The 22,439-nt window shown below is 60.9% G+C and carries 21 protein-coding genes; 6 read left to right on the forward strand and 15 right to left on the reverse strand.

What is annotated here, in order from left to right; genetic code table 11:
* Positions 1–219: 219 nt before the first annotated feature.
* On the forward strand, positions 220–432 hold the full coding sequence (locus NKJ09_RS11260) for an antitoxin Xre/MbcA/ParS toxin-binding domain-containing protein (RefSeq protein WP_352495538.1): 213 nt from the start codon (positions 220–222) through the stop codon (positions 430–432).
* 35 nt (positions 433–467) lie between these two features.
* On the opposite strand, the gene NKJ09_RS11265 is transcribed toward NKJ09_RS11260, so the two are convergent.
* Positions 468–1,238: a MipA/OmpV family protein gene (locus NKJ09_RS11265; protein ID WP_352495596.1), complete on the reverse strand. Its 771-nt coding sequence runs from the start codon at positions 1,236–1,238 to the stop codon at positions 468–470.
* Positions 1,239–1,480: 242 nt separating this feature from the next.
* Positions 1,481–2,386 carry an alpha/beta hydrolase gene (locus NKJ09_RS11270; protein WP_352481725.1) on the reverse strand — a complete coding sequence of 302 codons (906 nt, stop codon included), beginning with the start codon at positions 2,384–2,386 and terminating at the stop codon, positions 1,481–1,483.
* A 334-nt stretch (positions 2,387–2,720) separates the two neighbouring features.
* On the opposite strand from NKJ09_RS11270, the gene NKJ09_RS11275 reads away from it, so the two are divergent.
* Positions 2,721–3,275, forward strand: a complete 555-nt coding sequence (locus NKJ09_RS11275) for an HdeD family acid-resistance protein (protein WP_023717123.1) — start codon at positions 2,721–2,723, stop codon at positions 3,273–3,275.
* A 2-nt stretch (positions 3,276–3,277) separates the two neighbouring features.
* Here the strand turns inward: NKJ09_RS11275 and NKJ09_RS11280 are convergent, their stop codons facing one another.
* Together NKJ09_RS11280 and NKJ09_RS11285 are read right to left on the reverse strand one after the other, a co-directional pair.
* A complete protein-coding gene (locus NKJ09_RS11280; protein WP_023717122.1) occupies positions 3,278–4,261 on the reverse strand; it encodes a bifunctional riboflavin kinase/FAD synthetase in 984 nt (327 codons plus the stop codon).
* Between the two features lie 53 nt (positions 4,262–4,314).
* A complete protein-coding gene (locus tag NKJ09_RS11285) occupies positions 4,315–5,175 on the reverse strand; it encodes a TIGR01459 family HAD-type hydrolase (RefSeq protein WP_352495540.1) in 861 nt (286 codons plus the stop codon).
* Between the two features lie 338 nt (positions 5,176–5,513).
* Between NKJ09_RS11285 and NKJ09_RS11290 the strand changes: the two genes are divergently transcribed.
* On the forward strand, positions 5,514–7,481 hold the full coding sequence (locus NKJ09_RS11290) for a pilus assembly protein TadG-related protein (protein WP_352495541.1): 1,968 nt from the start codon (positions 5,514–5,516) through the stop codon (positions 7,479–7,481).
* A gap of 122 nt (positions 7,482–7,603) precedes the next feature.
* A complete protein-coding gene (locus NKJ09_RS11295) occupies positions 7,604–8,236 on the forward strand; it encodes a LysE family translocator (RefSeq protein WP_352495542.1) in 633 nt (210 codons plus the stop codon).
* Between the two features lie 6 nt (positions 8,237–8,242).
* Here the strand turns inward: NKJ09_RS11295 and NKJ09_RS11300 are convergent, their stop codons facing one another.
* The 3 genes from NKJ09_RS11300 to NKJ09_RS11310 all read right to left on the reverse strand — a co-directional run bounded on the left by NKJ09_RS11300 (position 8,243) and on the right by NKJ09_RS11310 (position 9,916).
* Positions 8,243–9,067: a DUF2189 domain-containing protein gene (locus tag NKJ09_RS11300; RefSeq protein ID WP_352495543.1), complete on the reverse strand. Its 825-nt coding sequence runs from the start codon at positions 9,065–9,067 to the stop codon at positions 8,243–8,245.
* A 145-nt stretch (positions 9,068–9,212) separates the two neighbouring features.
* Positions 9,213–9,476 (reverse strand): glutathione binding-like protein, encoded by a 264-nt coding sequence (locus NKJ09_RS11305; protein ID WP_352495544.1) that lies wholly within the window; start codon positions 9,474–9,476, stop codon positions 9,213–9,215.
* Complete coding sequence (locus tag NKJ09_RS11310; protein WP_352495545.1) at positions 9,473–9,916, reverse strand: glutathione S-transferase; 444 nt, start codon at positions 9,914–9,916, stop codon at positions 9,473–9,475. Before NKJ09_RS11310 ends, NKJ09_RS11305 begins: the two co-directional genes overlap by 4 nt.
* A 107-nt stretch (positions 9,917–10,023) precedes the next feature.
* On the opposite strand from NKJ09_RS11310, the gene NKJ09_RS11315 reads away from it, so the two are divergent.
* Entirely contained in the window at positions 10,024–10,389 is a 366-nt protein-coding gene (locus NKJ09_RS11315; protein ID WP_352481730.1) for a winged helix-turn-helix transcriptional regulator, read from the forward strand.
* 483 nt (positions 10,390–10,872) lie between these two features.
* On the opposite strand, the gene NKJ09_RS32485 is transcribed toward NKJ09_RS11315, so the two are convergent.
* From NKJ09_RS32485 to NKJ09_RS11340, 6 genes are all read right to left on the reverse strand, one after another.
* Positions 10,873–11,250, reverse strand: coding sequence for a superoxide dismutase (locus NKJ09_RS32485; protein ID WP_502901323.1), 378 nt, complete (start codon positions 11,248–11,250; stop codon positions 10,873–10,875).
* Entirely contained in the window at positions 11,172–11,570 is a 399-nt protein-coding gene (locus NKJ09_RS32490; protein WP_502901324.1) for a superoxide dismutase, read from the reverse strand. The genes NKJ09_RS32485 and NKJ09_RS32490 overlap by 79 nt, the downstream gene beginning before the upstream one ends.
* A 113-nt stretch (positions 11,571–11,683) precedes the next feature.
* Complete coding sequence (locus NKJ09_RS11325; RefSeq protein ID WP_352762759.1) at positions 11,684–13,249, reverse strand: adenylate/guanylate cyclase domain-containing protein; 1,566 nt, start codon at positions 13,247–13,249, stop codon at positions 11,684–11,686.
* 24 nt (positions 13,250–13,273) lie between these two features.
* Positions 13,274–13,645, reverse strand: a complete 372-nt coding sequence (locus NKJ09_RS11330; RefSeq protein ID WP_023717114.1) for a response regulator — start codon at positions 13,643–13,645, stop codon at positions 13,274–13,276.
* A 2-nt stretch (positions 13,646–13,647) separates the two neighbouring features.
* Positions 13,648–16,434: an ATP-binding response regulator gene (locus NKJ09_RS11335; RefSeq protein WP_023717113.1), complete on the reverse strand. Its 2,787-nt coding sequence runs from the start codon at positions 16,432–16,434 to the stop codon at positions 13,648–13,650.
* Positions 16,431–17,192, reverse strand: a complete 762-nt coding sequence (locus NKJ09_RS11340; RefSeq protein WP_023717112.1) for a Tll0287-like domain-containing protein — start codon at positions 17,190–17,192, stop codon at positions 16,431–16,433. The genes NKJ09_RS11335 and NKJ09_RS11340 overlap by 4 nt, the downstream gene beginning before the upstream one ends.
* A gap of 213 nt (positions 17,193–17,405) precedes the next feature.
* Here NKJ09_RS11340 and NKJ09_RS11345 point away from each other — a divergent pair, with 213 nt between their 5' ends.
* Positions 17,406–17,924, forward strand: coding sequence for a CAP domain-containing protein (locus tag NKJ09_RS11345; RefSeq protein WP_023717111.1), 519 nt, complete (start codon positions 17,406–17,408; stop codon positions 17,922–17,924).
* 48 nt (positions 17,925–17,972) lie between these two features.
* On the opposite strand, the gene NKJ09_RS11350 is transcribed toward NKJ09_RS11345, so the two are convergent.
* Together NKJ09_RS11350 and NKJ09_RS11355 are read right to left on the reverse strand one after the other, a co-directional pair.
* Positions 17,973–20,657 (reverse strand): EAL domain-containing protein, encoded by a 2,685-nt coding sequence (locus NKJ09_RS11350; RefSeq protein WP_352495546.1) that lies wholly within the window; start codon positions 20,655–20,657, stop codon positions 17,973–17,975.
* A 173-nt stretch (positions 20,658–20,830) separates the two neighbouring features.
* On the reverse strand, positions 20,831–22,366 hold the full coding sequence (locus tag NKJ09_RS11355; protein ID WP_352495547.1) for a DHA2 family efflux MFS transporter permease subunit: 1,536 nt from the start codon (positions 22,364–22,366) through the stop codon (positions 20,831–20,833).
* Positions 22,367–22,439 lie beyond the last annotated feature (73 nt).

Here is a 22,439-nt window from a genome sequence, read left to right on the forward strand (position 1 = left end):
CGGAACACCGGGCCTGTAATTCGTATCGCAGTCGCGAGAAGGCGCGAAAAGCTCGTCATGGTGGGCTTTTAACTGAGACAGGCGATGTTGAAAAGCCCGAACTCTGATGCTTCCGCTAGGAGCGTACACCAATTGCGCCTATGTTTGTCGGTAGATGGCGTCGAGAGACCAGCATCTTCGGTTTGCATTTCACAGTTTAGCGCGCTGGAAGGACGGAATGTGACCCTGACGACTACCGAGTCCGCCTTGCGACTTGAACGCATTTCAACGATGGCGAATCGCGTTTTTGGCAACCATGAAAAGGCGCAACGCTGGCTGCGTAAGCGAAGTCGGGTTCTCAACGACGCGCCCATCGATCTCCCTCAGTCTGCAACAGGTGCCACGCTTGTGGAAGAGGAACTCAACCGGATCGGCTACGGCATAGTCGTCTGAGCCTTGCGGCTCTCCGTCGTGCACAACCCGCCCGCTCACATCGAGAAATCGAAGCGATAGGTCGTCGACACGCCGATCATGAACTGATCCCTGGAGCCCCGCTCCTTGACCAGGCTGGAATCGGCGGCCGGGCCCATCAGGCGGGAATATTCGCCGAACAGACTGGCCGTCATCGGCTCGGTCACCTTCCAGGTCACCGCGCCGCCCAGGCCCGCAGATTTCACCCCGCCGCCTGGATGATATTCGCTGAGCCCCGAGGCCAGTGACTCCTTGGCATCAACGCCATAATAGGCGTCGAAATAGTCCGATGAGGCGAATGAAACGCGCGGCCCGCCGGAAATCCTGACGTCGGGCGTCACATCGTAAAAGGCGTCGGCGGCGATGTCGGCGACAAAGCCGTTATGGGCGCGAATGCCGTGCCGCAATTCGGCGCGGGCACGCAGCCAATCCAAAGGATAGAATTCGAAGAAGCCGCCAGCCTCGCCGCCCCAGCGCACCGGGTCGAGACCCTTCAATTCGTCGGCGTCACCACCATCGCGGGAAAACAGGAACTTGCCTGTCAGGCCGGCGCGGACGCCGCCATCGTCGATCAATGCCAATGAGATATTGTCGTTGCGCGAGTTGAAGCGCGCCGCGGGACCAGCCTTGCCGAGCGAGATGATCGGCGAGGCGCTGAGCAGGTACTTCTTGCCGCCCTCGAAATTCGGCGCGACCATGCCGGTGGCGCCGACCGTCAGGTACCAGTCTCCGGACAGCCAGCCGAAGGTGCCCTCGCCGGCCTTGGCAACGCCGCAGGTGCCGAGCATGAATGCGGCCAAGACCCGTCGGGATCGTCGGGACTGACCGCATCGTTACTCCATACGTCGAACGCATTGGCCGATACAACCAGCCTTCATCCAAGCCATGGCGCCATTTCGGTAAAATTTGACTTAATATCCGTAACATTGGCGGCGTTGGCCCTGTTTTCCGCATAGCAACGAATCGTATTGGCGCACCAAGATCCCAGATCAAGACGTCTGGAATGCGCCAGCAGTTGCCTCGGCAAGGGTTATAAATACTCGTGGACAAACATGCCCGCGCTGTGAAGAGCGCGGCGACCGGCACTCAACCGCGCATTCCAAACCGGCCAAGCGTGAATCATATGCGGCCAAATTTCGAGACGTACTTTGACGTCAGTCGCGCCAGCGGCTTCCGCGAGCCGAGTTGCGTCCGACAACAGCGTCTCGGCCGAACCGACTTGTATAAGCATTGGGGGAAATCCGCTCAGATCGGCGAACAACGGCGAGATCAGGGGATCGCGCCGACCAACGCCATTGGGAACATAGGCGGTTGCCAGTTCCTCCAAATACGCCCGGTGGATGATGGGGTCGATTGCGTCCTTGGTTGATAGTGTCGCGCCGGACATCGAAAGGTCCGTCCAGGGCGAAACCAGCCAAAGACATCGCGGCAACGGCTCGCCTGCCGCGCGCAATATACTGACCAGGCACAGGGTGAGGTTGCCGCCCGCACTGTCTCCGCCAACCACGATGCGATCCGGCGCGATCCCTTGCCGCCTCAGAAAGCGCCATGCGGTGAGTGCGTCTTCATGTTGCGCAGGGAAAGGATGTTCCGGTGCGCGTCGATAGTCGATCGCGAGAGTGCGCATTCCCATTGCCCGACCTGCCTCTGTCACCATTCGACGATGACTTTTAGGAGAGCCGGAGCAGTAGCCACCACCGTGGAAAAACAGCAGAACCTTATCCCTGTCACTCCCAGGCGCCAGGGACCACTCTCCCTCGAGGCCATCGAAAACCACATCCTCGCATCGGATGTCCTCGGCAATCGGCCACACCGAACCAACCTCGTCGAGCCGTGCCCGGCGTTCGTCCCAGCGGACCGTTCGTGGCTTTGAGGTCAACAACCTGCGGACGGCGTTGATCTCCGTCAGATCGAGGTGTTCGTCCACGTCGCCCATTTTGCTTCCCTAGCCTCATCAAGCGTAGAAAACGGCGTACAGCAGCACGTCATCGATAAAGGGCCAATGCCAGCGCTGGGGATTTTTCGTTACACTTGCGTCATGGCGAATACACGAGACGGCGGGTCGCCCCTAAACCCACTCGTCATCTTTAGCACTCCCCTCGCATATGGTCGAATATTCCATCTGATATTTGGCCTCTTCGGGACAAAGCGGAAGTGTGGCAAGCGGATCGCTCGGGGCGTGGCGCTCGCAGCCTGCTCGCTGGACGGGCAAGGCGATCGGCGCTACCTTCCGGAACAAAGAAGCTAGGCAACCTTGAGGGAGAAGGGTGATGACACTGCACGGCGACGCCTTGAAAGACGCCATTGGCCAGACGCGGGCGAAGTGGGGATGGTTCGTCGCGCTTGGGGTGCTGCTGCTTGTCTTCGGCGGCATCGCTTTCGGCAATCTGTTCATCGCAACCGTCGCCTCCGTCTTTGTCGTGGGCTGGCTGATGCTGATGGCCGGCGTTGTCGAGATCATCCATGCCTTCGGCGTGAAGACATGGGGCCGCTTCTTCTATTGGCTGCTCAGCGGCCTCCTCTACGCCGTCGCCGGCTTCTTCGCCTTCGACAATCCGGTCCTCGCCTCGACGGTACTAACCTTCCTCCTGGCAGTCGCACTCCTTGCTTCAGGCGTGCTCAGGGCCTGGGTCGGCTACAGCCACCGGCCGCAGCCGGGCTGGGGCTGGGTGGTCGCGGCCGGCATCATCAGCGCGCTGGCGGGACTGGTCATCGCCATGGGCTGGCCGGTCAACAGCGTGTGGGTGCTCGGCCTGTTCCTGGCCGTCGACCTGATTTTCCAAGGCTGGACCTTCATTGCCGTCGGCTTGGCGCTGAAAAAGTAGATTCAGAAAGCTATGGCCGCGTCGAGCCCGGAAAGCGGCCTGACGCCGGCGAGCAGTGCCTTCGCCTCAGCCTCATCGCGCTTCATCTGTGCGACCAGCGCATCAAGCCCGTCGAACTTCACCTCCGAACGCAGGTAGCCGAAAAAGGACACGGCACAAATCTCGCCGTAGAGGTCGCCGGAAAAGTCGAACACAAAAGTCTCCAGCAATGGTGCGCCATTGTCGTCGACCGTCGGCCGGCGGCCGAAGCTGGCGACGCCATCATGAAGCGAGCCGTCGGCGCGGCGGAAGCGGACTGCATAAATTCCGTCCTTCAGGGTGGCTTCCGGCGAAAGCCTCATGTTTGCGGTCGGAAAGCCGAGTGTCCGGCCGAGCTGCTGGCCGCCGATCACCTCCGCCTCGACGGTGAAACGGTAGCCGAGCAGGCCGGCGGCCTCGGCCACATTGCCCTCGCACAGCAGCGTGCGAATGCGGCTCGACGACACCACCTCGGCGCTTTCGTCGCGGAAGGCATCGACTAGCGTGACGCCGAAGCCGTGGCGCTCGCCGGCCGCCATCAGATAGGCCGGGCCGCCTTGGCGGTCCTTGCCGAAATGGAAATCGAAGCCGGTGACGGCGTGGCTTATGCCGAGGTTGCGCTCGAGCACGCCGGTGACGAAAGCCTCCGCCGACAAGGAGGCGAACTCGCGTGTGAACGGCTGCTCGACCAGCGCCGCAAAGCCCAGATGCGACAGCAGCCGCGCCTTCATCGGCGGTGGCGTCAACACGAACAGCGGCATGTCCGGCCTGAACACTTTTCGCGGATGCGGCACGAAGGTCAGCACCAGGGCAGGTACGCCGCGACGCTCCGCTTCGGCGCGCGCGCGTTCGAGCACCGCCTGGTGGCCGCGGTGGACGCCGTCGAAATTGCCGATCGCCACCACGCCGCCACGCAGATGGGCCGGCAGCGGTGCGGTTGCGGAAATGCGTTCGAACATTGCCGTCATAGCTTGAACCTATTGCAGTCTGGGCTTGAACCTATTGCAGTCTGGGCCTGAACTTATTGCAGTCTGGGAATCACCGCGACCGGCCTGTAGCCGTATTTTTCGAGAAAGGCCGCGAGCCTGGCCGGGTCTGGCTGCAGCGCTTCACCGTAATCGCGGGCATGGATGCCGCCCGATACGTAGAGCACGTCGAAGCCATTATCGGCCGCGCCCTTGATGTCGGTCATCATGCCGTCGCCGATGGCCAGAACTTGCGAACGCTCGACCGTGCGGCCGAGAATGACGGCGATCTCTTTCATGGCGACCTCATAAACCGGCGCATAGGGTTTCCCGGCGATCAGGGTGCGCCCGCCAAGCTGCGCGTATTCGCGGGCCAAAGCCCCTGCGCACCAGATCATGCGTTCGCCGCGCTCGACGACGATGTCGGGATTGGCGCAGATGAAGGGCAGGTTCCTGGCACGCAGCCGCCGCAGAAGATCGGCATAATCTTCCGGCTTTTCCACCTCGTCATTGAACAAGCCGGTGCAGACCACGCCGGATGCTTCGAACTCCTCGACAAGCTCGACGTCGAGACCATCATAGAGCGTGAAATCTCGATCGGCGCCTATATGGAAGATCTTTCGCGGCCCGTCGGCGATCAGGTCGCGGGTCACGTCGCCGGACGTCACGACACGATCGTAGGCGGCGGAAGGAACACCGATAGCGTTCATCTGCGCCACCACGTCGGCGCTGCGGCGCGGCGAATTGGTGATCAGCACGACAGGTATTTTCGCCGCGCGAGCAGTGATCAGCGCGGCAGCAGCCGCGGGGAAATGCCATTCGCCATTGTGCACCACGCCCCAGACATCGCACAGGATGGCTGAATAGGCTCCCGACAGGTCTGCGAGCGAACCGATGATGTCGGGCGAATCCACCATGCCGTTGTCCCTGTACCATGATGCTTGCAAGCGCCGCGACCGACGGTCCGTAGCGGCCGGCCCGGATTAACCGAAGCGCTTCGCTCTGTCACCAGCTTTCGTTGTGCCCGCAAGATTGCCGCCCGAGGCGCCGGCGGGGAAGTGATGGCGAAAGCTTTTCTTTCCCAGCGCCTTATCCCGCTTTTAGGGACTTTGCCGAGGGGAGCGCGGAGCGGCATTGCCGATTGCGGACGTGTGGTTAACGGGGATTGAAAAACCGTACCGACCTTGGACGTATTTTAGCAATCGGAAATTTAAAAATGCGTGGCATCGTCCGGGAAAAATAGGGCGGGGCGGGAATGCTGAAGGCAATAATCGGAAAATTCCGACACGACAGACGTGGCAACTACTCCTTAATGACTGCAATCACCATTGTGCCGCTGATGGCCGGTCTGGCGCTCAGTGTCGATTACGGGGAGTTGCTGCGCCAAAAGCACGAAACGCTGAACGCACTTGATGCGGCCGGCCTCGCCGCCGCCCAGCAGATCGTCGCCGGCGCCAGCGAGGACGACGTCAAGGCCTACGCCAAAACATTTTTCGAAACCAATCTCGCACGCATCGACCCGGCGAACACAGCGCTGACCGTCACGCTGCCCAACAACAATGCCGGTGGCGGCACCTTGAAGCTCTGCGCCAGCCTCACCTTCTACCCCTATTTTCTCCCGGCCGCCAGCCTGCTGATTGGCGGCACGGCAAGCGACACGACCTTCACCGAATGTTCGGAACTCCGCCTCAAGAACACCCTCGAAGTCGCGCTTGTGCTGGATAATTCCGGCTCAATGACCGATCTCGGCTCCGGCACCGGCGAAAAGCGAATAGACCTGCTGAAGTCGGCCGCCAAGCAGCTTGTCGATACGCTGGCGCTTCAGGCGCAGCAGATGAAGCAGATCACCAAACCGGTGCAGTTCTCGCTCGTGCCGTTCGCGGCCTCGGTCAATGTCGGCCCTACCCACGACCAGGACGGCTGGATGGATCAGGACGGCATCTCCCCGATCCAGCATGAAGATTTCGACTGGACGACGATGAGTGCAGCCAACAATCCGGACAAATATGCCGAGAAGCTCAATGGCATCTGGTACAAGCGCGGCACCGGCTGGGGCGAGACCAAGGACCAGCCGCTGACGCGTTTCAGCCTCTACGCCGACATGACGGTCGAATCGGGCCGCGAAGAGGTACCCAATTCGAAGCAATATGTCTGCGACACATACAAGAAGAACGGCACCTGCCAGTACGGCCATTGGAGCGCACCGGAATATATTTATACGACGAGCCGCTATGCGAGTTGGCAGGGTTGCGTCGAGGCACGGCCATATCCCTACAATGTCGACGACACCACGCCCGACACAGCCGCGCCGGCCACGCTTTTCGTGCCGATGTTTGCCCCGGATGAGGCTGGCACTCTGTGGCTCGATTTCAACCGTGACGGCATCAACGACGTCATCAGCACGTCTTACAATTACGGCAACAACTGGTGGGCCGATTGGCCCTATGTCGCCGGTCCTACCGCATCGCAGCGACAGTCTGACATGCGCAAATATTTCCTGGTAAAACCGTACGGTTCGCAATCCGCAGCCGCGGGCGATGGGCCGAATTCCTCCTGCACCACCAACCCGATCACGCCGTTGAAGGACGTCAGCCAGGACGCAGAGAAGCAGGAGATCAAGGATGCCATCGACGCCATGGCGCCGAACGGCAACACCAACGTGCCGGAGGGCATTGCCTGGGGCTGGCGAACGGTATCGAGCAACCCACCGTTCACCGATGGCCGGCCGAACAGCGAGAGGGGCAACGACAAGGTGGTCGTGGTGCTGACCGACGGAGCCAATACCTATAGCGCCGTCAGCGACGGCAGCTATGCCAACAACAGGTCGACCTACGCCGCCTACGGCTACACTGGCCTGACCTATCCGGGATCTGGAAGCGTGACCCGCCTGTTCATGAATACCAGCACCGATATCGGCAAGACCACCTATACCGGTGCCAACTACACGGCAGCACTCGACGAGCAGATGAAAACGCTCTGCGCCAATGCAAAGAATTCGAACATTCTGGTGATGACGGTGGCGCTCGACCTGTCGCCCACAGATACTGGCGACAAGAAGGCGATCGATGCGCTGAAGGCGTGTTCCTCGGATTCGCGCTTCCGCAAGGATCCGGCCGACCCGAGCAAGCCGGCCAAGTTGTTCTGGAATGCGACGGGCGCGACGCTGTCCGACAATTTTAAGGAAATCGCCAACGAATTGTCGAACCTGCGCATCGTCGGCTGAAGGCGATGGGATTAGCGACGTAAAGGCAGAGGGGCGCAGCGCGCTGGCGCAAAGGCTCCTGCCCTCATGCCCTTGCGGGTGGGGGAAGCATGTGGTGAGTGTCCCCATCCGGAGATACGCTCTTGCCTGAACCCGCCAACCATCTCGCCTTCGCGCTGGTCTGCCTCGGCATGGTGCTGACGCCCGGCCCGAACATGATTTATCTGATTTCGCGCTCGCTGTCGCAAGGGCCGAAGGCCGGGCTGATCTCGCTGGGGGGCGTGGCGCTCGGTTTTTTATTCTACGTGCTGTCAGCGGCGTTCGGCATCACCGCGCTGCTGCTCGCCGTGCCCTTCGCCTATGACGTGCTGCGCCTTGCCGGCGCGTTCTATCTGCTGTGGCTTGCCTGGCAAGCGGTGAAGCCGGGCGGGCGCTCGCTCTTCCAGATCCGCGAACTGCCTAAGGACAGGCCGCGCAAGCTGTTCGCCATGGGCCTGATGACCAACCTGCTCAACCCGAAGGTGGCAGTGCTCTATCTGTCGCTGCTGCCGCAGTTCATCAGCCCTGGCAAGGGCCACGTGCTGTCGCAGCTTCTGGTGCTCGGTGCCACGCAGGTCGCCATCAGCCTGACCGTCAACGCCATCATCGCGGTGACGGCCGGCTCGATCGCCATCTTCCTCGCCGGGCGGCCGCTATGGCTGGTGATCCAGCGCTGGATGATGGGCACGGTGCTGACCGCGCTGGCCGTCAAGATGGCAACCGATGCGCAACGCTGATCGGGCCTACATCGGCCGTCTGACCTGCTGTGCCCGCTCCGGTTCGACCACCCTGCGGTAGAGATGCCAGGTCGCGTGGCCAAGGACGGGCATGACGACGGCAAGCCCGGCAAATAGCGGGATCGAGCCGATGACCAGGAGCACGGCGACCATTAGGCCCCACAGCGCCAGCTGCAGCGGGTTTGTCATAACTGCGCGCGCCGACGTCTCGACTGCCGAGACCGCGCCGACATCGCGGTCGAGCAGCAGCGGAAAGGCGACGACAGTCGTCGCCAGCACGATCGCGGCGAAGGCGAACCCGGCCAGGTTGCCGAGCAGGATCAGTGTCCAGCCCTTGCTGGTCGTCAGCACCTCGCGAATAAAGCCGACGATAGAGGTCGGAGGCTGATTGCCGTACAGGCTGGTGTAGATCGATTGCGCGGTGAACAGCCAGAGCAGGAACAGTACCAGCAGCATGATGCCGATGACCGCAATCGCGGGCAGCGCCGGCGAGTGGCGCACGTCGAGCGCATGCCACCAGGATGTATCCATGCCGAACTCGCGCCGACGGCTGATTTCGTAAAGCCCGATAGCGGCGAACGGACCGACCAAAGCGAAGCCGGACATCAGCGGATAGATGAGCTGGATGGCATTCGAGCCCGACGTCCACTGCGTCAGGATCAGGCCGACCACCGGATAGATCAGGCACAGGAACACATAATGCGACGGCTTGGCCCAGAAATCCTCTACGCCGAGACGGAGCGCATCGATCAGATCCTCGGTGCTGATGCGGCGCACCGTGGGCTGTACATGCATTCCACGCGCGTCCGCCATGACATGAAAGCCAGCCATAACCTTTCTCCCGTGTGTCGGGGCGGTCACCGCCAGGATGGCCGCCCGCAGCTGCCACTTCAAGAACGGCGATATGATAGCCGATCTCGGCGCGCTTGTCGCCACCACCCGGCGCCAGGGCGCGCCGGGCGGCTGAACGAACAGATTAGGCCGCGAAGCGATCGATCACCTCGGCCAGCCGCACGTGACCGAGGCAAGCGCCTGACCCGGCCGGCTTTTCACCATCCTCGATGGCCTGCGCAAATCGCACGTCCGGATCGCTTTCGATCCGGCGGCGCAACGCCGCCAGCTTGGGATAAGCTGCGCCGTCGACCGCCTTGTGGAACTCCGCCCAGCGCGCCACGCCGATCAGCGTGGTATCGGCAAGCGTCAGCCGGTCGCCGACCAGGAAATCCGTGTCGAGGATCATCGCCTCGAGCTGGTCATGGCGGTTGGTAACGACCTGCGGCCAAAGTCACGCAAGGTTGCCAGCAGCACCGGCTCGGCCGATTCCATTTCATATGCGGCCCAGAGCGGGGTGAAAGCGGCGGTGAAGCCGGTGTTCACGAAAGCCATCAGCTGGTGCATCCGGTCGGCTTCCGGCGAGCGAGGCTCAAAGCTGATACGACGTTGCGTATCGCGGGCTTCGAGCCAAGCGGCAATCGCCATGGTCTCGGTGAGCACCCTGCCTTCGTCGGTGATCAACACCGGCGTTTCCTGACGGCCGTTGATGCTGGCATAGGCGTCGTTCTTCATTTCAGTGAGCATGTCGACTCGACACAGGCGGTAGGGCTGTCCGACGCGTTCAAATGCAGCGACGAGCCCCATCGAACTTCCCAGCGGGAAGCCATAAAGGAGGATAGGTTCCATTTCTTTGTCTCTTCCATAATTTAGGGATTACGCTGCGCAGCGAAACTTGACCCTAAACGCTGGTCGCCCCATGTAAATTACGCACTATTCTGTAACCAGGTCCCCCCATGAAAGATGTCGTCTCACGCTGCCCGATCGAAGAGACCATGCGTGTGCTCAGCGGTCGCTGGCCCACCTTGCTGCTCTACTATCTCAAGGACGGCACCAAGCGCTTCAGCGATCTGAGGCGTGACAACCCGACCGTGTCGCACCGCATTCTGGCTCTCGAACTGCGCAAGCTGGAGGACGCCGGGATTGTGCGGCGAACGGCGCATGCCGGCTATCCGCTACGCGTGGATTACGACCTCACGACGCCCGGTCTCAAGCTTGTGCCGCTCATCGAGGCCTTGGGCAGATGGTGGGAACATACCGGGGACGACCGGGTCGGCCAGGCTCCACCGATGCCGGAAACGAGGCTAGACACAGCGGCCTAGCCGATCGTGAAAATCTGACGCTTGCTATCCGAGGCTGGACAACCGCTTTGGATAGGATCCGGCCGAATATCGGAATGCACGGACAGCGCCAGAAGCTGTCATTGCCGAGCAGATACTCTAACGTCGCGTTTGGGCCGGAAGCGGAGATCCGCTTTCGGGATGATTGGGCCAAAAAGCTGACCTTCGCGTCCAGCATAGCGTGGGCTGGTTTGCGCCACTTGCGGACCTTTGCCAATGATGCCGCGAAGGTCGCGTCTCGGACCCGTTGCTGCCCTTCGGTCACAGCTTGGGGCATATCAAAGGTGTGAACACGACAGACAAGCCAGTCGCGGAAATTGGCAACCGGGATGTCTGAACCGAAGGCGCTACCCCAGCCGGCGAACCGCTCGGTATTCGCGCGAGACGCTGAAAAAAACAGCTGTGACCACGAACGCGGCCGGCTGCTGCGGCTGAAGGGACGAGGCGTCGCGATCTGCGGCCCCCTCAGCCGGTCGACTTCTTGAAGTTGGCGAGGGCCTTGTCCCAGTTCACCACGCGCCACCATTCCTTGAGGTAGTCGGCGCGGCGGTTCTGATACTTGAGATAATAGGCGTGTTCCCAGACGTCGACGCCAATCACCGGACGCGCCCCTAGCTCGAGCGGCGTGTCCTGGTTGGCTGTGCTGACGATGTCGAGCTTCTTGTCCTTGTTCACGACAAGCCATACCCAGCCGGAGCCAAAGCGGCCAAGGCCAACCGCCGTGAGCTTTTCGGTCAGGCCCGCATAGCTGCCGAAGGTGCTGCTTATGGCGGCGTCGAGGTCGCCACCGGGCTGGTTGGGCCCCCGGGAGTCATCAGCTCCCAGAAGTGAGTGTGATTCCAATGTCCCCCAAGATTGTTGCGCACGCCTTCCGGGACCTTGCCCAGATCTGCCAGAATAGCCTCCATCGGCGTGCTGGCGAGCTCGGGCCAAAGCGGCACGAGTTGATTGCAGGCATTCACATAAGCGGCGTGATGGCGGTCGTGATGGATCATCATCGTGGTCGCGTCGATGTGCGGCTCTAATGCGTTGTTCGCGTAGCCGAGCGGTGGGAGCTTGAAGGGTTGGGTCTCCTGCGCAAAGGCCGCGGCGCCCAACAGGGTTGTGTTGGCTGCCGCGGCCGATGCTCCTGCGAGAAATAGAAGACTCTGACGCCTGTTCATGGTGTAGCTCCGGGTGAAAGTGGAACGCCAATGCTGCATGCTGTTCGTTTACGAGGTGTCGCGACTCCAAGCATCGCTTCGCGAAATTCCCTGAGGGTTAGCCATTGTTCCGATCAGTGTTGAACGAGATAGGTTTCAATCCTGCCGACACCTGCCAGTTCTACATTACAGCGCGGTTCGAGCTTCCAGGAGGTGTGCAGGGCCTGCTTGGTTGCCTCCGAAATCTGCATGCGGTCGGCCACGCCCTGGGACTCGAGCCGGCTTGCAGTATTCACGGTTTCGCCCCAGACGTCGTAGACGAACCGATGCCGGCCGATCAGGCCCGCGATCACCGGTCCCGTGTGCACGCCAATGCGGATCCGAAAACCATCGTTGCCCCACGCTAAGGGCTTCAACGCGTCCAGCATGGATTTCCCCAGTGCCACGATCCTGTCGGCATGGTCAGCTGCCGGTTCCGGAACACCGCCCGCAGCCATATAGGCGTCTCCGATGGTCTTGATTTTCTCCACGGCATGCTTCTCCGCCAAGACGTCGAACGTGCTGAATAGCCCGTCGAGGCGTTTGATCAGGTCCGACGGCGGCAACCTTGCCGCTATGCTCGAGAAACCGACAATATCGGCAAAAAGAATGGTCACTTCATCGAACCGGTCGGCAATGAACTCTTCGCCCCGTTGCAGCCGTGCCACGATCTGACCGGGCAGGATCGCATGGAGAAGCGAGTCAGCCCGCCGCTTCTCCGCCTCGATCCGCTGAAGATACTGGTGCTCGCGGTCGAGCCAACGTTTCTTCTCCAAACTCGAGTTGATCCGGGCGCGCAGCAGGACCGGATTGAAAGGTTTAGGCAAGTAGTCGTCGGCCCCTGCCTCGATGCAGCGGACCACCGCGTCCACTTCGTCCAACCCCGATATCATGATGACAGGGATATGCCGCCATCGGCGCTCCGCTTTCAATCGCGAGAGCACCTCGATGCCGTTCATGTCCGGCATTAGGACGTCCAGCAGAACCAGGTCGAACTCGTGTTCCGCGAGGTGAGTCAGCGCCGACGGACCGGACTCGGCAGTTACTACCTGATGACCGTCACGTTGCAAGCGGCGCGAGAGGAGACCGCGGTTGCTGGTGATGTCGTCGACGACAAGTATGCGGCCACCGTGACCGGAGCTTGCGTCGTGCTCTGCCTTGATCAGTGCCCGTTCGAGCCCTGCCACATCGATCTCAGCCTGATCCGTGGTCCGCGGTTCCTCGCTGTCGGGTGCGCGCGAGAGGCCGGCAATCGCATCGACATGCGCCAGCAACTCAGCCGCCGCGGCGAGCATCACCCTGACATCCTCTTCCAGCGCGTATTCGTGCAATTCTTCGGCTTCTTCACGAATCATTTCGGAATAGCCGATGATGGCGTTGAGCGGCGTTCGCAAGTCGTGGCGCAGTTTCGCCTCGATCTCGACCCCTGCCCGGTTCTGATTGTCCGCTTTGCCGTGGATCAAGCTGTCGATCAGGCTACTCAATTCGCAAGCAGCGGCGCCAACCTTCTCTAGATCCGGTCTCATGTGGCCCAGACCGAGATCCTGCACCTGCTCGGTTAGCAACTCCTGAAATCCTGAGATTGCCCGCGCCGGTCCGGCGAGCTGTTGCGCCAGATGGACGGCGATCGCATGGCGTTGGAACTTGTTCTTAGCAGGCATATTTTCAAACCGTCGGTCCGCGCCTCATCGATTCGCGGCAAGCAATTGTTCAATTTTCTGGACAAGTCGCGACAGGTCCACCGGCTTGCTATCGTAGTCATCGCAGCCTGCCTCGAGTGCCATTTCGCGATCGTTGGCCATCGCGTGCGCAGAAAGCGCAATGATCGGGATCCCGGAGGTGGCCGGATCAGCCTTGATCCGCCGGGTCGCCTCCCACCCGTCCATGACCGGCAAGCTCATATCCATGAGGATGAGATCGGGCCTTTCCGAAACGGTGAGTTCCACGCCCGACTGTCCGTTTTCCGCAATGAGGACTTCGAACCCACGCCGTGACAACCGCCGCAAAAGCATGTCGCGGTTCAATTCGTTGTCTTCTACGAGAAGGATCCTCGTCATCTTTAGCTTCCTTCAGCCATGGGGGTGGTTCCGCGATCGGCAATGCTGGCACCTGTCGACCCAAGTGGGAAGATCTGGCGCTCGAGGGCCTCGACCAACTGAGACCGACTATTTGCGCCCTTGATTACAACCGCGACCGCCCTGTCGCGAAGCCACTTGAGCTCGTCCGCCGATAAATCCTTGGAAGTCACGACGACGACCGGAATGTTCTGAAGCTCGGGCACCTGCTGCATCTCGTTCAGGGTCTGGAACCCGTCCATTTCGGGCATCAGCAGATCAAGCAGGACCAGACGCGGTAACAACCGCTTCATCAGCTTGAGGCCGCGCAGGCCATCGCTTGCCTCGTGAACCCGCCAATCCTTCTTGATCAGGATACGCCGAAGGAAGTCGCGGGAGGCTTGATCGTCGTCAATAACAAGCACATCGCGGTTGCCGCCGCCGCAAGCCTCTATTGTTCGTATAAGCTTCTGGGTGTCGATCGGCTTCGTGAGGTATTCGACCGCACCGAGTGAGAGGCCGAGTTCGCGATCTGCAAGTATCGTCGCAAGGATTACCGGAATCTCGCAGAGCTCCTTATCGCCCTTCAGTGAGCGCAGCACTGACCAGCCGTCCTGATGCGGCATGATGATGTCGAGAACGATTGCGGCCGGGCGATGCGCTCGCGCCGCGGCTATGCCTTCCTCGCCGCTTGCTGCTTCGATTGATGCCAGTCCCGCCTCAGCCAAGGACCTGGCGATGAGAGTTCGGGCGGCTGGTTCGTCATCTATGATCAGAACCGCCTGCTCCGAGGGCCTCGACGACAGCGGCTCGGCGGGTTTCTGCTCGCCAGGTTCTTCGTCGCACTCGGCTGGAATCTCCATTGTGAAAGTCGAGCCTTTTCCGAACTCGCTTTTAACGGTTACAACGCCTCCGATCATGCGGCAGAAACTCCGGGTTATGCTGAGGCCCAATCCCGTCCCGCCGTAGTTGCGAGTGGTGGAGGCGTCTGCCTGCGTAAAAGCATCAAAGAGCCGTTCTTGCTGCTTTGGCGTCATCCCGATCCCGGTGTCGGACACTGTGAATATCAGCCAGTCGCCGTCCGATCTCCTCTCGCGTCGAATCGCCAGTGTTACACGGCCCCCCTCGGTGAACTTGGCTGCGTTACTGAGGAGATTGAAGAGGTTCTGACGCAACTTCGTCTGGTCCGAATGCATCTTCCCGAGGTCGCCCGCGAGGTCCATAACGAAACTGTTTCGGTTTTTCGCCATCAGTGGCGCGACTGTGGCCTGGACATCGCGCAACAAGTCGGCGACGTCGAAAGTCTCCAGGAAATTTGCCATCTTATTTGCCTCGATCTTCGACAGATCGAGGATGTCGTTAATGAGCGCGAGGAGATGGCGACCGGCCCCGGCGATCTTTTCCACATCTGGCACGAACTCATTCATTTGCTGGTCGCTCGCCTCTTCGATCAGCATCTCGCTGTAGCCAATGATCGCGTTCAGTGGAGTGCGCAGCTCGTGGCTCATGGACGCGAGGAAGCTGCTCTTGGCCTCATTTGCCGCTTCAGCATGACTCTTGGCCCGCTCGAGTTCGACCTCTCTCTGCTTCAGTTCCGTGATGTCGGTGTAAACGGCGACGGTCCCGCCGTCAGGGGTCTTTCGTTTGCTGACGCGGACCCAGCGTTCTCCAAAGCGACCCTCGTGGACGAAGCCTGCCGGATCCTTCTGGATGCGCAGCCTCTTCGCAATCCATTCCTCCGGCGACGCGCCCTCAAGGTCGACGTGCCCGCTCGCCAAGCGTCTTTTCAGAATATCCTGAAGGCTTTGCCCCGGCAGAGTAGCTCGGTCATTGTCGGGAAAGATTTCGCAGTATTTGCTGTTGGCAAGAAGGACCTTGTCCTCCGAATCGAACAGGACAAATCCGTCAGAAATCGCCTCGAGTGCCGCTCCGATCGTCCGTCTTTGCCGCTCCGCCTCATCCTCCAGTCGTTGCTTTGCAATTGCGCTCGCCCGGAAAAGCCGAAGCGTCCGCGCCATCGCGCCGAGCTCGTCCCCTCCCTCTGCCTGTATTTCGACGTCGTAGCGTCCTTCCGTCAGATTTCCGATTACCCGGTTCAGCCGCCGCAACGGTCCGACGATCGAGCGAAGAACAAGGATGGTGAGAAGCGAACCGATCATCACCACGATGGCCACCAGAACAGCAGCAGTAGTCGCCGTTTTCTGGGTTTCCGTTACGACCTCGTTGCGAGCGGCTTCTGCCTCGGCGCTCGCTCGGTCGACGAGTTTGTTAAGCGCAGCATCCACGTTTGCGCTGTGGGTACGCGCCTCGGCGAGGAGAGTGTTGCCGATGATGCGGTTGTCTTGAGTATAGCTGTCTGCCGCCTCTAGCGCTGTTTTGACATAGGCATCCATCTCAACGCGGATTTCCCTGACCGCATCCGGTGATGATTTCGAAAGGCGGTCCAGATGTGCCAGTAGTCGCTCGCGCGCCTGCTCGGCATTACGCTGGGAATTCATCAATAAGCTAACCGACAGATCAGTCAGCCAGTATCGCAATTCGCCGAATGTTGCGTGCGCCGCAGCCGCAGTGGACGCGGCGTCGAAAAATGCTTTGGTCTCCGCAGTTCGATCTGCACTGCGATAAAGTGCCTGTGTGAGAAAGATTGACGATACGATGAGGCTGATAAGGCCGGCCGCTGTCAGCGCAGCTATGCGGGCCGAAATCGGTAGATGGGCAAAGGGACGCGCAAAGGGCCTCGCCGGCGCCGATACCGTTTCCACGCGGTGCGGTGATTGTTCCAAAGCGCTCATTTGAACAAGACGATGCTTATCGCGCCTCCCAGATCGCCCGCTTTGCCGCCCTCCTTTGGGTAGCCTGTCACGTCGATCTCGCCCTTCGGCTCGCCGTGGCAGGAAAGACACGAGCCAGTATAGTATTCGGGCAGCAGCATTCGAAATGCAGGGCGTCCATCCGCCTCGGTGACTTCCGTGTAGGCTTCTCCCTTTGCTCTCTGCGGATCCAGCAAGACGCTTTCGATGATCCGTGCTTCCCATGCGTCCGGAAGCGATTTGCGGTTGCGCACGAGTTGCTCTGGCGCGGTCACGCGCACCCGAGCTTCGTTGCCGGCCTTGGCAGCGAACTTGTCATTCATCAGACGCGCAAACACCGCCGGCACGAAGCCTTTGAAAGCGGTTCCCGCGCGGTTGATGTTATCTTGCTGTTCGTCCACCACCTCTCGCATCGCCTCAATCTGGGCCTCAAGCAGACGCCGGTCGCGCTCGGTCAATCCGCCCGAAAGCGGGTCGTGGCCGGTGTGTTTTGAGTATGCGGCGATGGCTTCTCTCGTAATGCGCTCACCGTCGAGGTGCTTGTCGCCAAGAGCAGGATCATTGATGAGCGTCTGATAGTTCGAGATGATGCTTCGCCCCGCACGGAGCAATTCCGCGAGTCGCGTTCCCGTCACGACATCCTCGGTAACTCCCGCTCCGATGGCAGACGACACGACGAGTGCGCAGCCGACAAGAACAGCGGCAATGAAAGTCCGGGTCAACGTTGACATGGCGGACATTTCCGTTCCCTTCAAGGACGGCCTTTAGGGTATATTAGCATAACACGATAAAAGGCGGGGACCCAGCGGCAAACTTTGCTGGTTCCGCAACGAACAGTCTGGGCGACTTGCGACCCGCGAGCTCGGCCCTTTTTGTTGCGCTGTGGGTCGGCTTGAGCGAGATTCTAATCGCCTGCCCGGCAAAAGCCATGATCACCGCTATGTCAGGCGGGCATGACCGTTGCGAGAATTGAAAATTATGAAGGCAAACCAAGCCTGAACAGGCGCATGCTGCTCAGAGCTGCCGGCCTTGGCGCCCTTGCCGGGCTCGCCGCCTGCGCAACCGCCGTGCTGCCCACCGGCGAAGGCGCCGGTGTCTCTGCTTCCGCGGCCGGCACCCTGAGCGGCATTCGGGCCTCAGCCGGTCTTGGACCGCTTGTCGCCGATCCTCGTCTCGAACAGGCGGCCTTGCAGCAGGCCGGCTACATGGCGCGCCGCGGCCGCATGAATCACACCACCGGCTGGGGCAAGGACTTTGCCTCGCGCGTCAAAGACAATGGCATTGCCGGCGCCGCCGCCGAGAACATCGCCGAAGGCCGCTTCGACCAGCAGAAGCTGTTCGATATCTGGGTGCATTCGCCAGGCCACCGCCGCAACATGCTAGACCCGCGCTTCACCCGCTTCGGCCTCGCCTATGTACGCGACGGCCGCGACAACACGCTTCGCTACTGGTGCCTTGTGCTCGGAAGATAGCACGGTTTCGCCTTTGGTCGGCGGAGTCCGTGCCGGATGATCGAGCCGTCAGTCTTTGCGGCCGCCGAGCAACTCCTCGATGTCCTGCGCACAAACCGGTCTGCTGAAATGATAGCCTTGCATTTCGTCGCAATTGTTCCTGCGCAGGAAGGCCACCTGATCATCTGTCTCAACGCCCTCGGCGATGACCCTCAGGTTGAGATTTTGCCCCAATGAAATCACCGCGCTGGCCACAGCCTGGTCGTTCTCGTCGGCGGCGAGGTCCTTGATGAAGGACTTGTCGATCTTCAGCCGCGCCACGGGAAAGGTTTTGAGTGCGCTGAGGCTGGAATAGCCTGTGCCGAAATCATCGATCGAGATCTGGACACCCAGGCTTTGCAGGGCGTTCATGGTCGCGACGGCGAGCTCGATATCCTGCATGATAAGGCTCTCGGTCACCTCCAGTTCGAGATACCTGGCCTCCAGGCCGCTGTCCTTCAGCGCGCTGACGATGCGATCGATCAGGTTGCGCTCCCTGAATTGCCGCGCCGACACATTCACGCAAACGGTCAAGGGCGGCAGCCCGGCGTCTTGCCAGGCTTTGTTCTGCCGGCACGCCTCATGCAGAACCCAGTCGCCGATCGGTACGATCAGACCTGTCTCCTCGGCGGTCGGGATGAACATCGTCGGCATTATCGTGCCAAGCGTTGGATGGTTCCAGCGTATCAGCGCCTCGACCGCAAAAATCCGACCTGACCGAAGGTCCACTTGCGGTTGGTAGAGCAGAGTGAATTCCGAACGCGCCAAGGCGTTTCGCAACTCTTCCTGAAGCACGAATTTTTCATGCGCCCGGGTATTGAACTCCGGAGCGTAAAACTGGAAATTGTCGCGGCCGAACTCCTTGGCGCGATACATGGCCGCATCGGCATTTGCCAGCAGCGTATCGGGATCAGTCCCATCCTTCGGATAGTTGGCAATGCCTATGCTGGCCGTCGCCCGCACAAGATGCGCTCCGAGCCGAACCGGTTCGGCGAGTGCCGACCTGAGCTTTTGCAAGGTCTCGGAAACGAGATCGACGTTCGCCGGCTGGTCGAAAAGCACGATGACGAATTCGTCGCCGCCAAGCCGCACGACGGTATCGGTTGCCCTCACGCAGTCGACCATGCGACTTGCGACGATCTTCAGAAGCTCGTCTCCGGCATTGTGGCCGAGCGTGTCGTTGACAAATTTGAAATTGTCCAGATCGATGAACACCACCGTCACCCAGCGATCGTATCGCTGGGCGTACAGGACCGCCTGCGAAAGCCGATCCTCGAGCAAGGCGCGATTGGGAAGCCCGGTCAGCACGTCATGATTGGCCATGAAGTGGATCCGGTCTTCAGCCTGTTTGCGTTCGATGGCGATCCCGGCGATGCGCGTGGTGAAATCGATCAGGCGGGTCTCGGCCTCGGTCGGTTCGCGCACCGTCATCGAATACATCGCAAAGACGCCAAGCACCGCGCCCTGATGCGACAGGATCGGGGTCGACCAGCACGAACGCAAACCGTGCGGCCGCGCGAGTTCGCGATAATCCTGCCAAAGCGGATCCTGCATGATGTCAGCGACAATCGCCGGCTCGTGCCGATAGACCGCCGTTCCGCAAGACCCCGCCCGAGGGCCGACCGCGGCGCCGTCGACGGCGTCGGTGTAGTCTTTCGCCAGGCTCGGCGCGGCGGCGTGGCGCAAGTGGCTGCCATCCTTGTCGAGCAGCAAGACCGAACCGAATATCCCCGCCAGTTGGGACTCGACCAGACGCATGAGCCGCTCGAGCACGTCTTCGAGGGGAGCGCTCTTTGCGATCATCTCGAGGATATGCGCCTGCCCATCGCGAAGGATTTCGGCCTGCTTGCGCGCAGTGATGTCGCGGGCAATGCCGACGAGGCCGAAAATGTTGTTTTGAACGTTGCGCAACGGCAGTTTCGTAGACAGGAACCATTTGCCGGTGCCTGACGCATCGACGACGAACTCCTCCTCGTCGATCATCGGTTGTCCGTCGCGCATCAGTTGCTGCTCGACGAAGCGAAATTTCTGCGCAAGATCCGGCGCGTGAAGGTCGAAGTCGCTCAGGCCGATCATGTCGCTCGTGCTGTCTCGACCGCTGTCGGACGCAATGGCTCGGTTGGCGACGACGAAGCGGCTTTCGGTGTCCTTCACCCACATGTAGTCAGGCACCAGGTCGATCAGCGTCTGCAAGGAGATACGCTCGTCGACAACCAAGCGGTTGGCGCTGAGCTCGCTGATGTCCTCGTGCGTGGCCACCCAGCCGCCGTCAGGCATCGGTTGATGGCAGACCTGAATTGTCCGGCCATCGGCGAGCTCGGCTGTCCAGTTCCCCGAAGCAGTGCCCGAATTGACTGCCCGGGCCAACGCCAGATAGGCGTCCGCATTCATTGCCGAGGTCCCGACAGCGACGCGCCGCTCGACGATTTCGCGCAGCGCCGCCCCCGGCTGCAATTGCTCCGGCGCAAGGCGATAGATTTCCGCATAGCGCCGGTTGCACAGGATCAGCCGTTCATCGGCGTCAAAAAAGCAGATGCCTTGCGAGATGTTCTCGATCGCGGTCTGGAACCGCAGTGCCTGGTCTTGAAGCGCTGCAATCGTGGCGCGAAGCTCGCGCTCGAGCGCCTCATATGAGGCAGTCGCCAGTTGTGCCAGCGTCGTCAAATTGGCGGATTCGGGCACTTCGGCGGTTTGCCTGGATGATTTCGTGGCCAAATACAGTTCCTCCCGCTGATGCTTGAGGCAAGCAAAGGAGGCTCGCCTTCAACCCAAAAGCGAGTGCATATTGGTCGGGATATACTAATGGCAGGTGAACCGGCTCAACGCCGACGCGACCGGCACAGGCAACGGAAGCCGTGAGTCGGTCGCGGTTGCCGGAGCCGTGAGACTTAGTCCATATGCGCGGCAGGCGCTCCACCGGCGGGCGGCGCAGCCTTTGGCTTGCGCAGCAGGAAAACAAACGGGACGGCAAGCAGTGTCATCATCATCAGCAGCTTGAAGTCATTGACGTAGGAGACCATCATCGCCTGGATATTGACCATGCCATCCATCAGCGACAGCGCCGTCGGATCGCCGCCCGCCGCTGCCGGCGACGCCGCCCAGAGGTTGGGATTGAACGGATTGATATAGGCCGAGAGCTCAGCGTGGTTGATCTGCGTGTTGCGTACCAGCAGAACCGTCACCACCGACACGCCGATCGACGAGCCAAGATTGCGCACCAGGCTGAACAACGCCGTGGCATCGGTGCGGAAGCGTGCGTCGAGCGTGGCGAAGGCCACGGTGGACAGCGGCACGAACACCATTCCCATTCCAAGGCCCTGGATGACGCCGGAGCTGAGGATAAGCCAGTTGTCCATCTGCGGCGAGAAGCTGGACATCGTATAGAGCGATTGCGCGGTCAGCAGGAAGCCGATGACGACGAGGATCCTGGCATCGATCCTGTGCATGATCCGCCCGACGAACAGCATCGCGATCATCGTGCCGACACCGCGTGGCCCCAGGACGATGCCGATGGTGAGGGTCGGATAGCCGAAGATGGTCGACAGCATTGGCGGCAGCAGCGACATGCTCGCCAAAATGAGCACGCCCATGACAAAGATGAACGCCAGCCCGGTGACGAAATTGCGATCGAGGAAGATCTTCGGGTCGATAAAGGGGTGCTCCGCCGTCAACGTGTGAATGGTGAATACCCAGAAGCCGGTGATGGAAAGACCAAGCTCGATCCATATCTCGATCGAGGAAAACCAGTCGACCTCACCGCCACGATCGAGCATCAGTTGCAGCGCGCCGACACCGAGCGAGAGCATGGCGAAGCCGAAGAAATCGAAGCTGCGCACCCGCCGGGCCACGCTGGGGAGATATGCGGCCATGCCGAGGAAGGCGATGATGCCGACCGGCAGGTTGATGAAGAACACCCAGCGCCAGTTGAAATTCTCGGTCAGCCAGCCACCCAGCGTCGGGCCAAGGATCGGTCCCAGCATGATGCCGGCGCCCCAGATGGCCATGGCCTGGCCGTGGCGTTCCCTAGGGTTGATGTCGAGCAGGAAGGTCTGCGACAGCGGCACGATGGCCGCGCCGAAGACGCCTTGCATCAGCCGGAAGAGAACGATGGTCTCCAGGCTCCAGGCTATGCCGCACAGCATGGAGAAGACGGTGAAGCCGACCACCGCCGTCAGGAACAGCTCCTTGCGACCGAAGCGGTCGGCAAGCCAGCCGGTCACCGGCGTCATGATCGCGGCGGCAACGATGTAGGAGGTCAGCACCCAGTTGATGTTGTCGGGGGAGGCGCCGAGATCGCCGGTCATGGTCGGCAGCGCGACGTTGGCGATCGTCGTGTCGAGCGCCTGCATGATCGTCGCCAGCATGAGCGCAACTGTGATCAGGCCGCGGTGCGGTACTTCGCGAAAGGGTTCTGGGGTGCTCATGACGTAAAACTTCCAGCAGGTAACAAAAACGTGTACATTAGGTTTCCGGACGGCGAGGCCCTCGCTGCAGAGA

The sequence above is a fragment of the Mesorhizobium sp. M0189 genome, assembly GCF_040322135.1.
In the GTDB taxonomy this organism is placed as follows: domain Bacteria; phylum Pseudomonadota; class Alphaproteobacteria; order Rhizobiales; family Rhizobiaceae; genus Mesorhizobium.

Coding starts and splice junctions, on each gene's coding strand:
- NKJ09_RS11265 (WP_352495596.1), bottom strand. CDS start 1,238: ATGCTCGGCACCTGCGGCGTTGCCAAGGCCGGCGAGGGCACCTTCGGC.
- NKJ09_RS11270 (WP_352481725.1), bottom strand. CDS start 2,386: ATGGGCGACGTGGACGAACACCTCGATCTGACGGAGATCAACGCCGTC.
- NKJ09_RS11275 (WP_023717123.1), top strand. CDS start 2,721: ATGACACTGCACGGCGACGCCTTGAAAGACGCCATTGGCCAGACGCGG.
- NKJ09_RS11280 (WP_023717122.1), bottom strand. CDS start 4,261: ATGACGGCAATGTTCGAACGCATTTCCGCAACCGCACCGCTGCCGGCC.
- NKJ09_RS11285 (WP_352495540.1), bottom strand. CDS start 5,175: ATGGTGGATTCGCCCGACATCATCGGTTCGCTCGCAGACCTGTCGGGA.
- NKJ09_RS11290 (WP_352495541.1), top strand. CDS start 5,514: ATGCTGAAGGCAATAATCGGAAAATTCCGACACGACAGACGTGGCAAC.
- NKJ09_RS11300 (WP_352495543.1), bottom strand. CDS start 9,067: ATGGCTGGCTTTCATGTCATGGCGGACGCGCGTGGAATGCATGTACAG.
- NKJ09_RS11305 (WP_352495544.1), bottom strand. CDS start 9,476: ATGATCCTCGACACGGATTTCCTGGTCGGCGACCGGCTGACGCTTGCC.
- NKJ09_RS11310 (WP_352495545.1), bottom strand. CDS start 9,916: ATGGAACCTATCCTCCTTTATGGCTTCCCGCTGGGAAGTTCGATGGGG.
- NKJ09_RS11315 (WP_352481730.1), top strand. CDS start 10,024: ATGAAAGATGTCGTCTCACGCTGCCCGATCGAAGAGACCATGCGTGTG.
- NKJ09_RS32490 (WP_502901324.1), bottom strand. CDS start 11,570: ATGAACAGGCGTCAGAGTCTTCTATTTCTCGCAGGAGCATCGGCCGCG.
- NKJ09_RS11325 (WP_352762759.1), bottom strand. CDS start 13,249: ATGCCTGCTAAGAACAAGTTCCAACGCCATGCGATCGCCGTCCATCTG.
- NKJ09_RS11330 (WP_023717114.1), bottom strand. CDS start 13,645: ATGACGAGGATCCTTCTCGTAGAAGACAACGAATTGAACCGCGACATG.
- NKJ09_RS11335 (WP_023717113.1), bottom strand. CDS start 16,434: ATGAGCGCTTTGGAACAATCACCGCACCGCGTGGAAACGGTATCGGCG.
- NKJ09_RS11340 (WP_023717112.1), bottom strand. CDS start 17,192: ATGTCCGCCATGTCAACGTTGACCCGGACTTTCATTGCCGCTGTTCTT.
- NKJ09_RS11345 (WP_023717111.1), top strand. CDS start 17,406: ATGACCGTTGCGAGAATTGAAAATTATGAAGGCAAACCAAGCCTGAAC.
- NKJ09_RS11355 (WP_352495547.1), bottom strand. CDS start 22,366: ATGAGCACCCCAGAACCCTTTCGCGAAGTACCGCACCGCGGCCTGATC.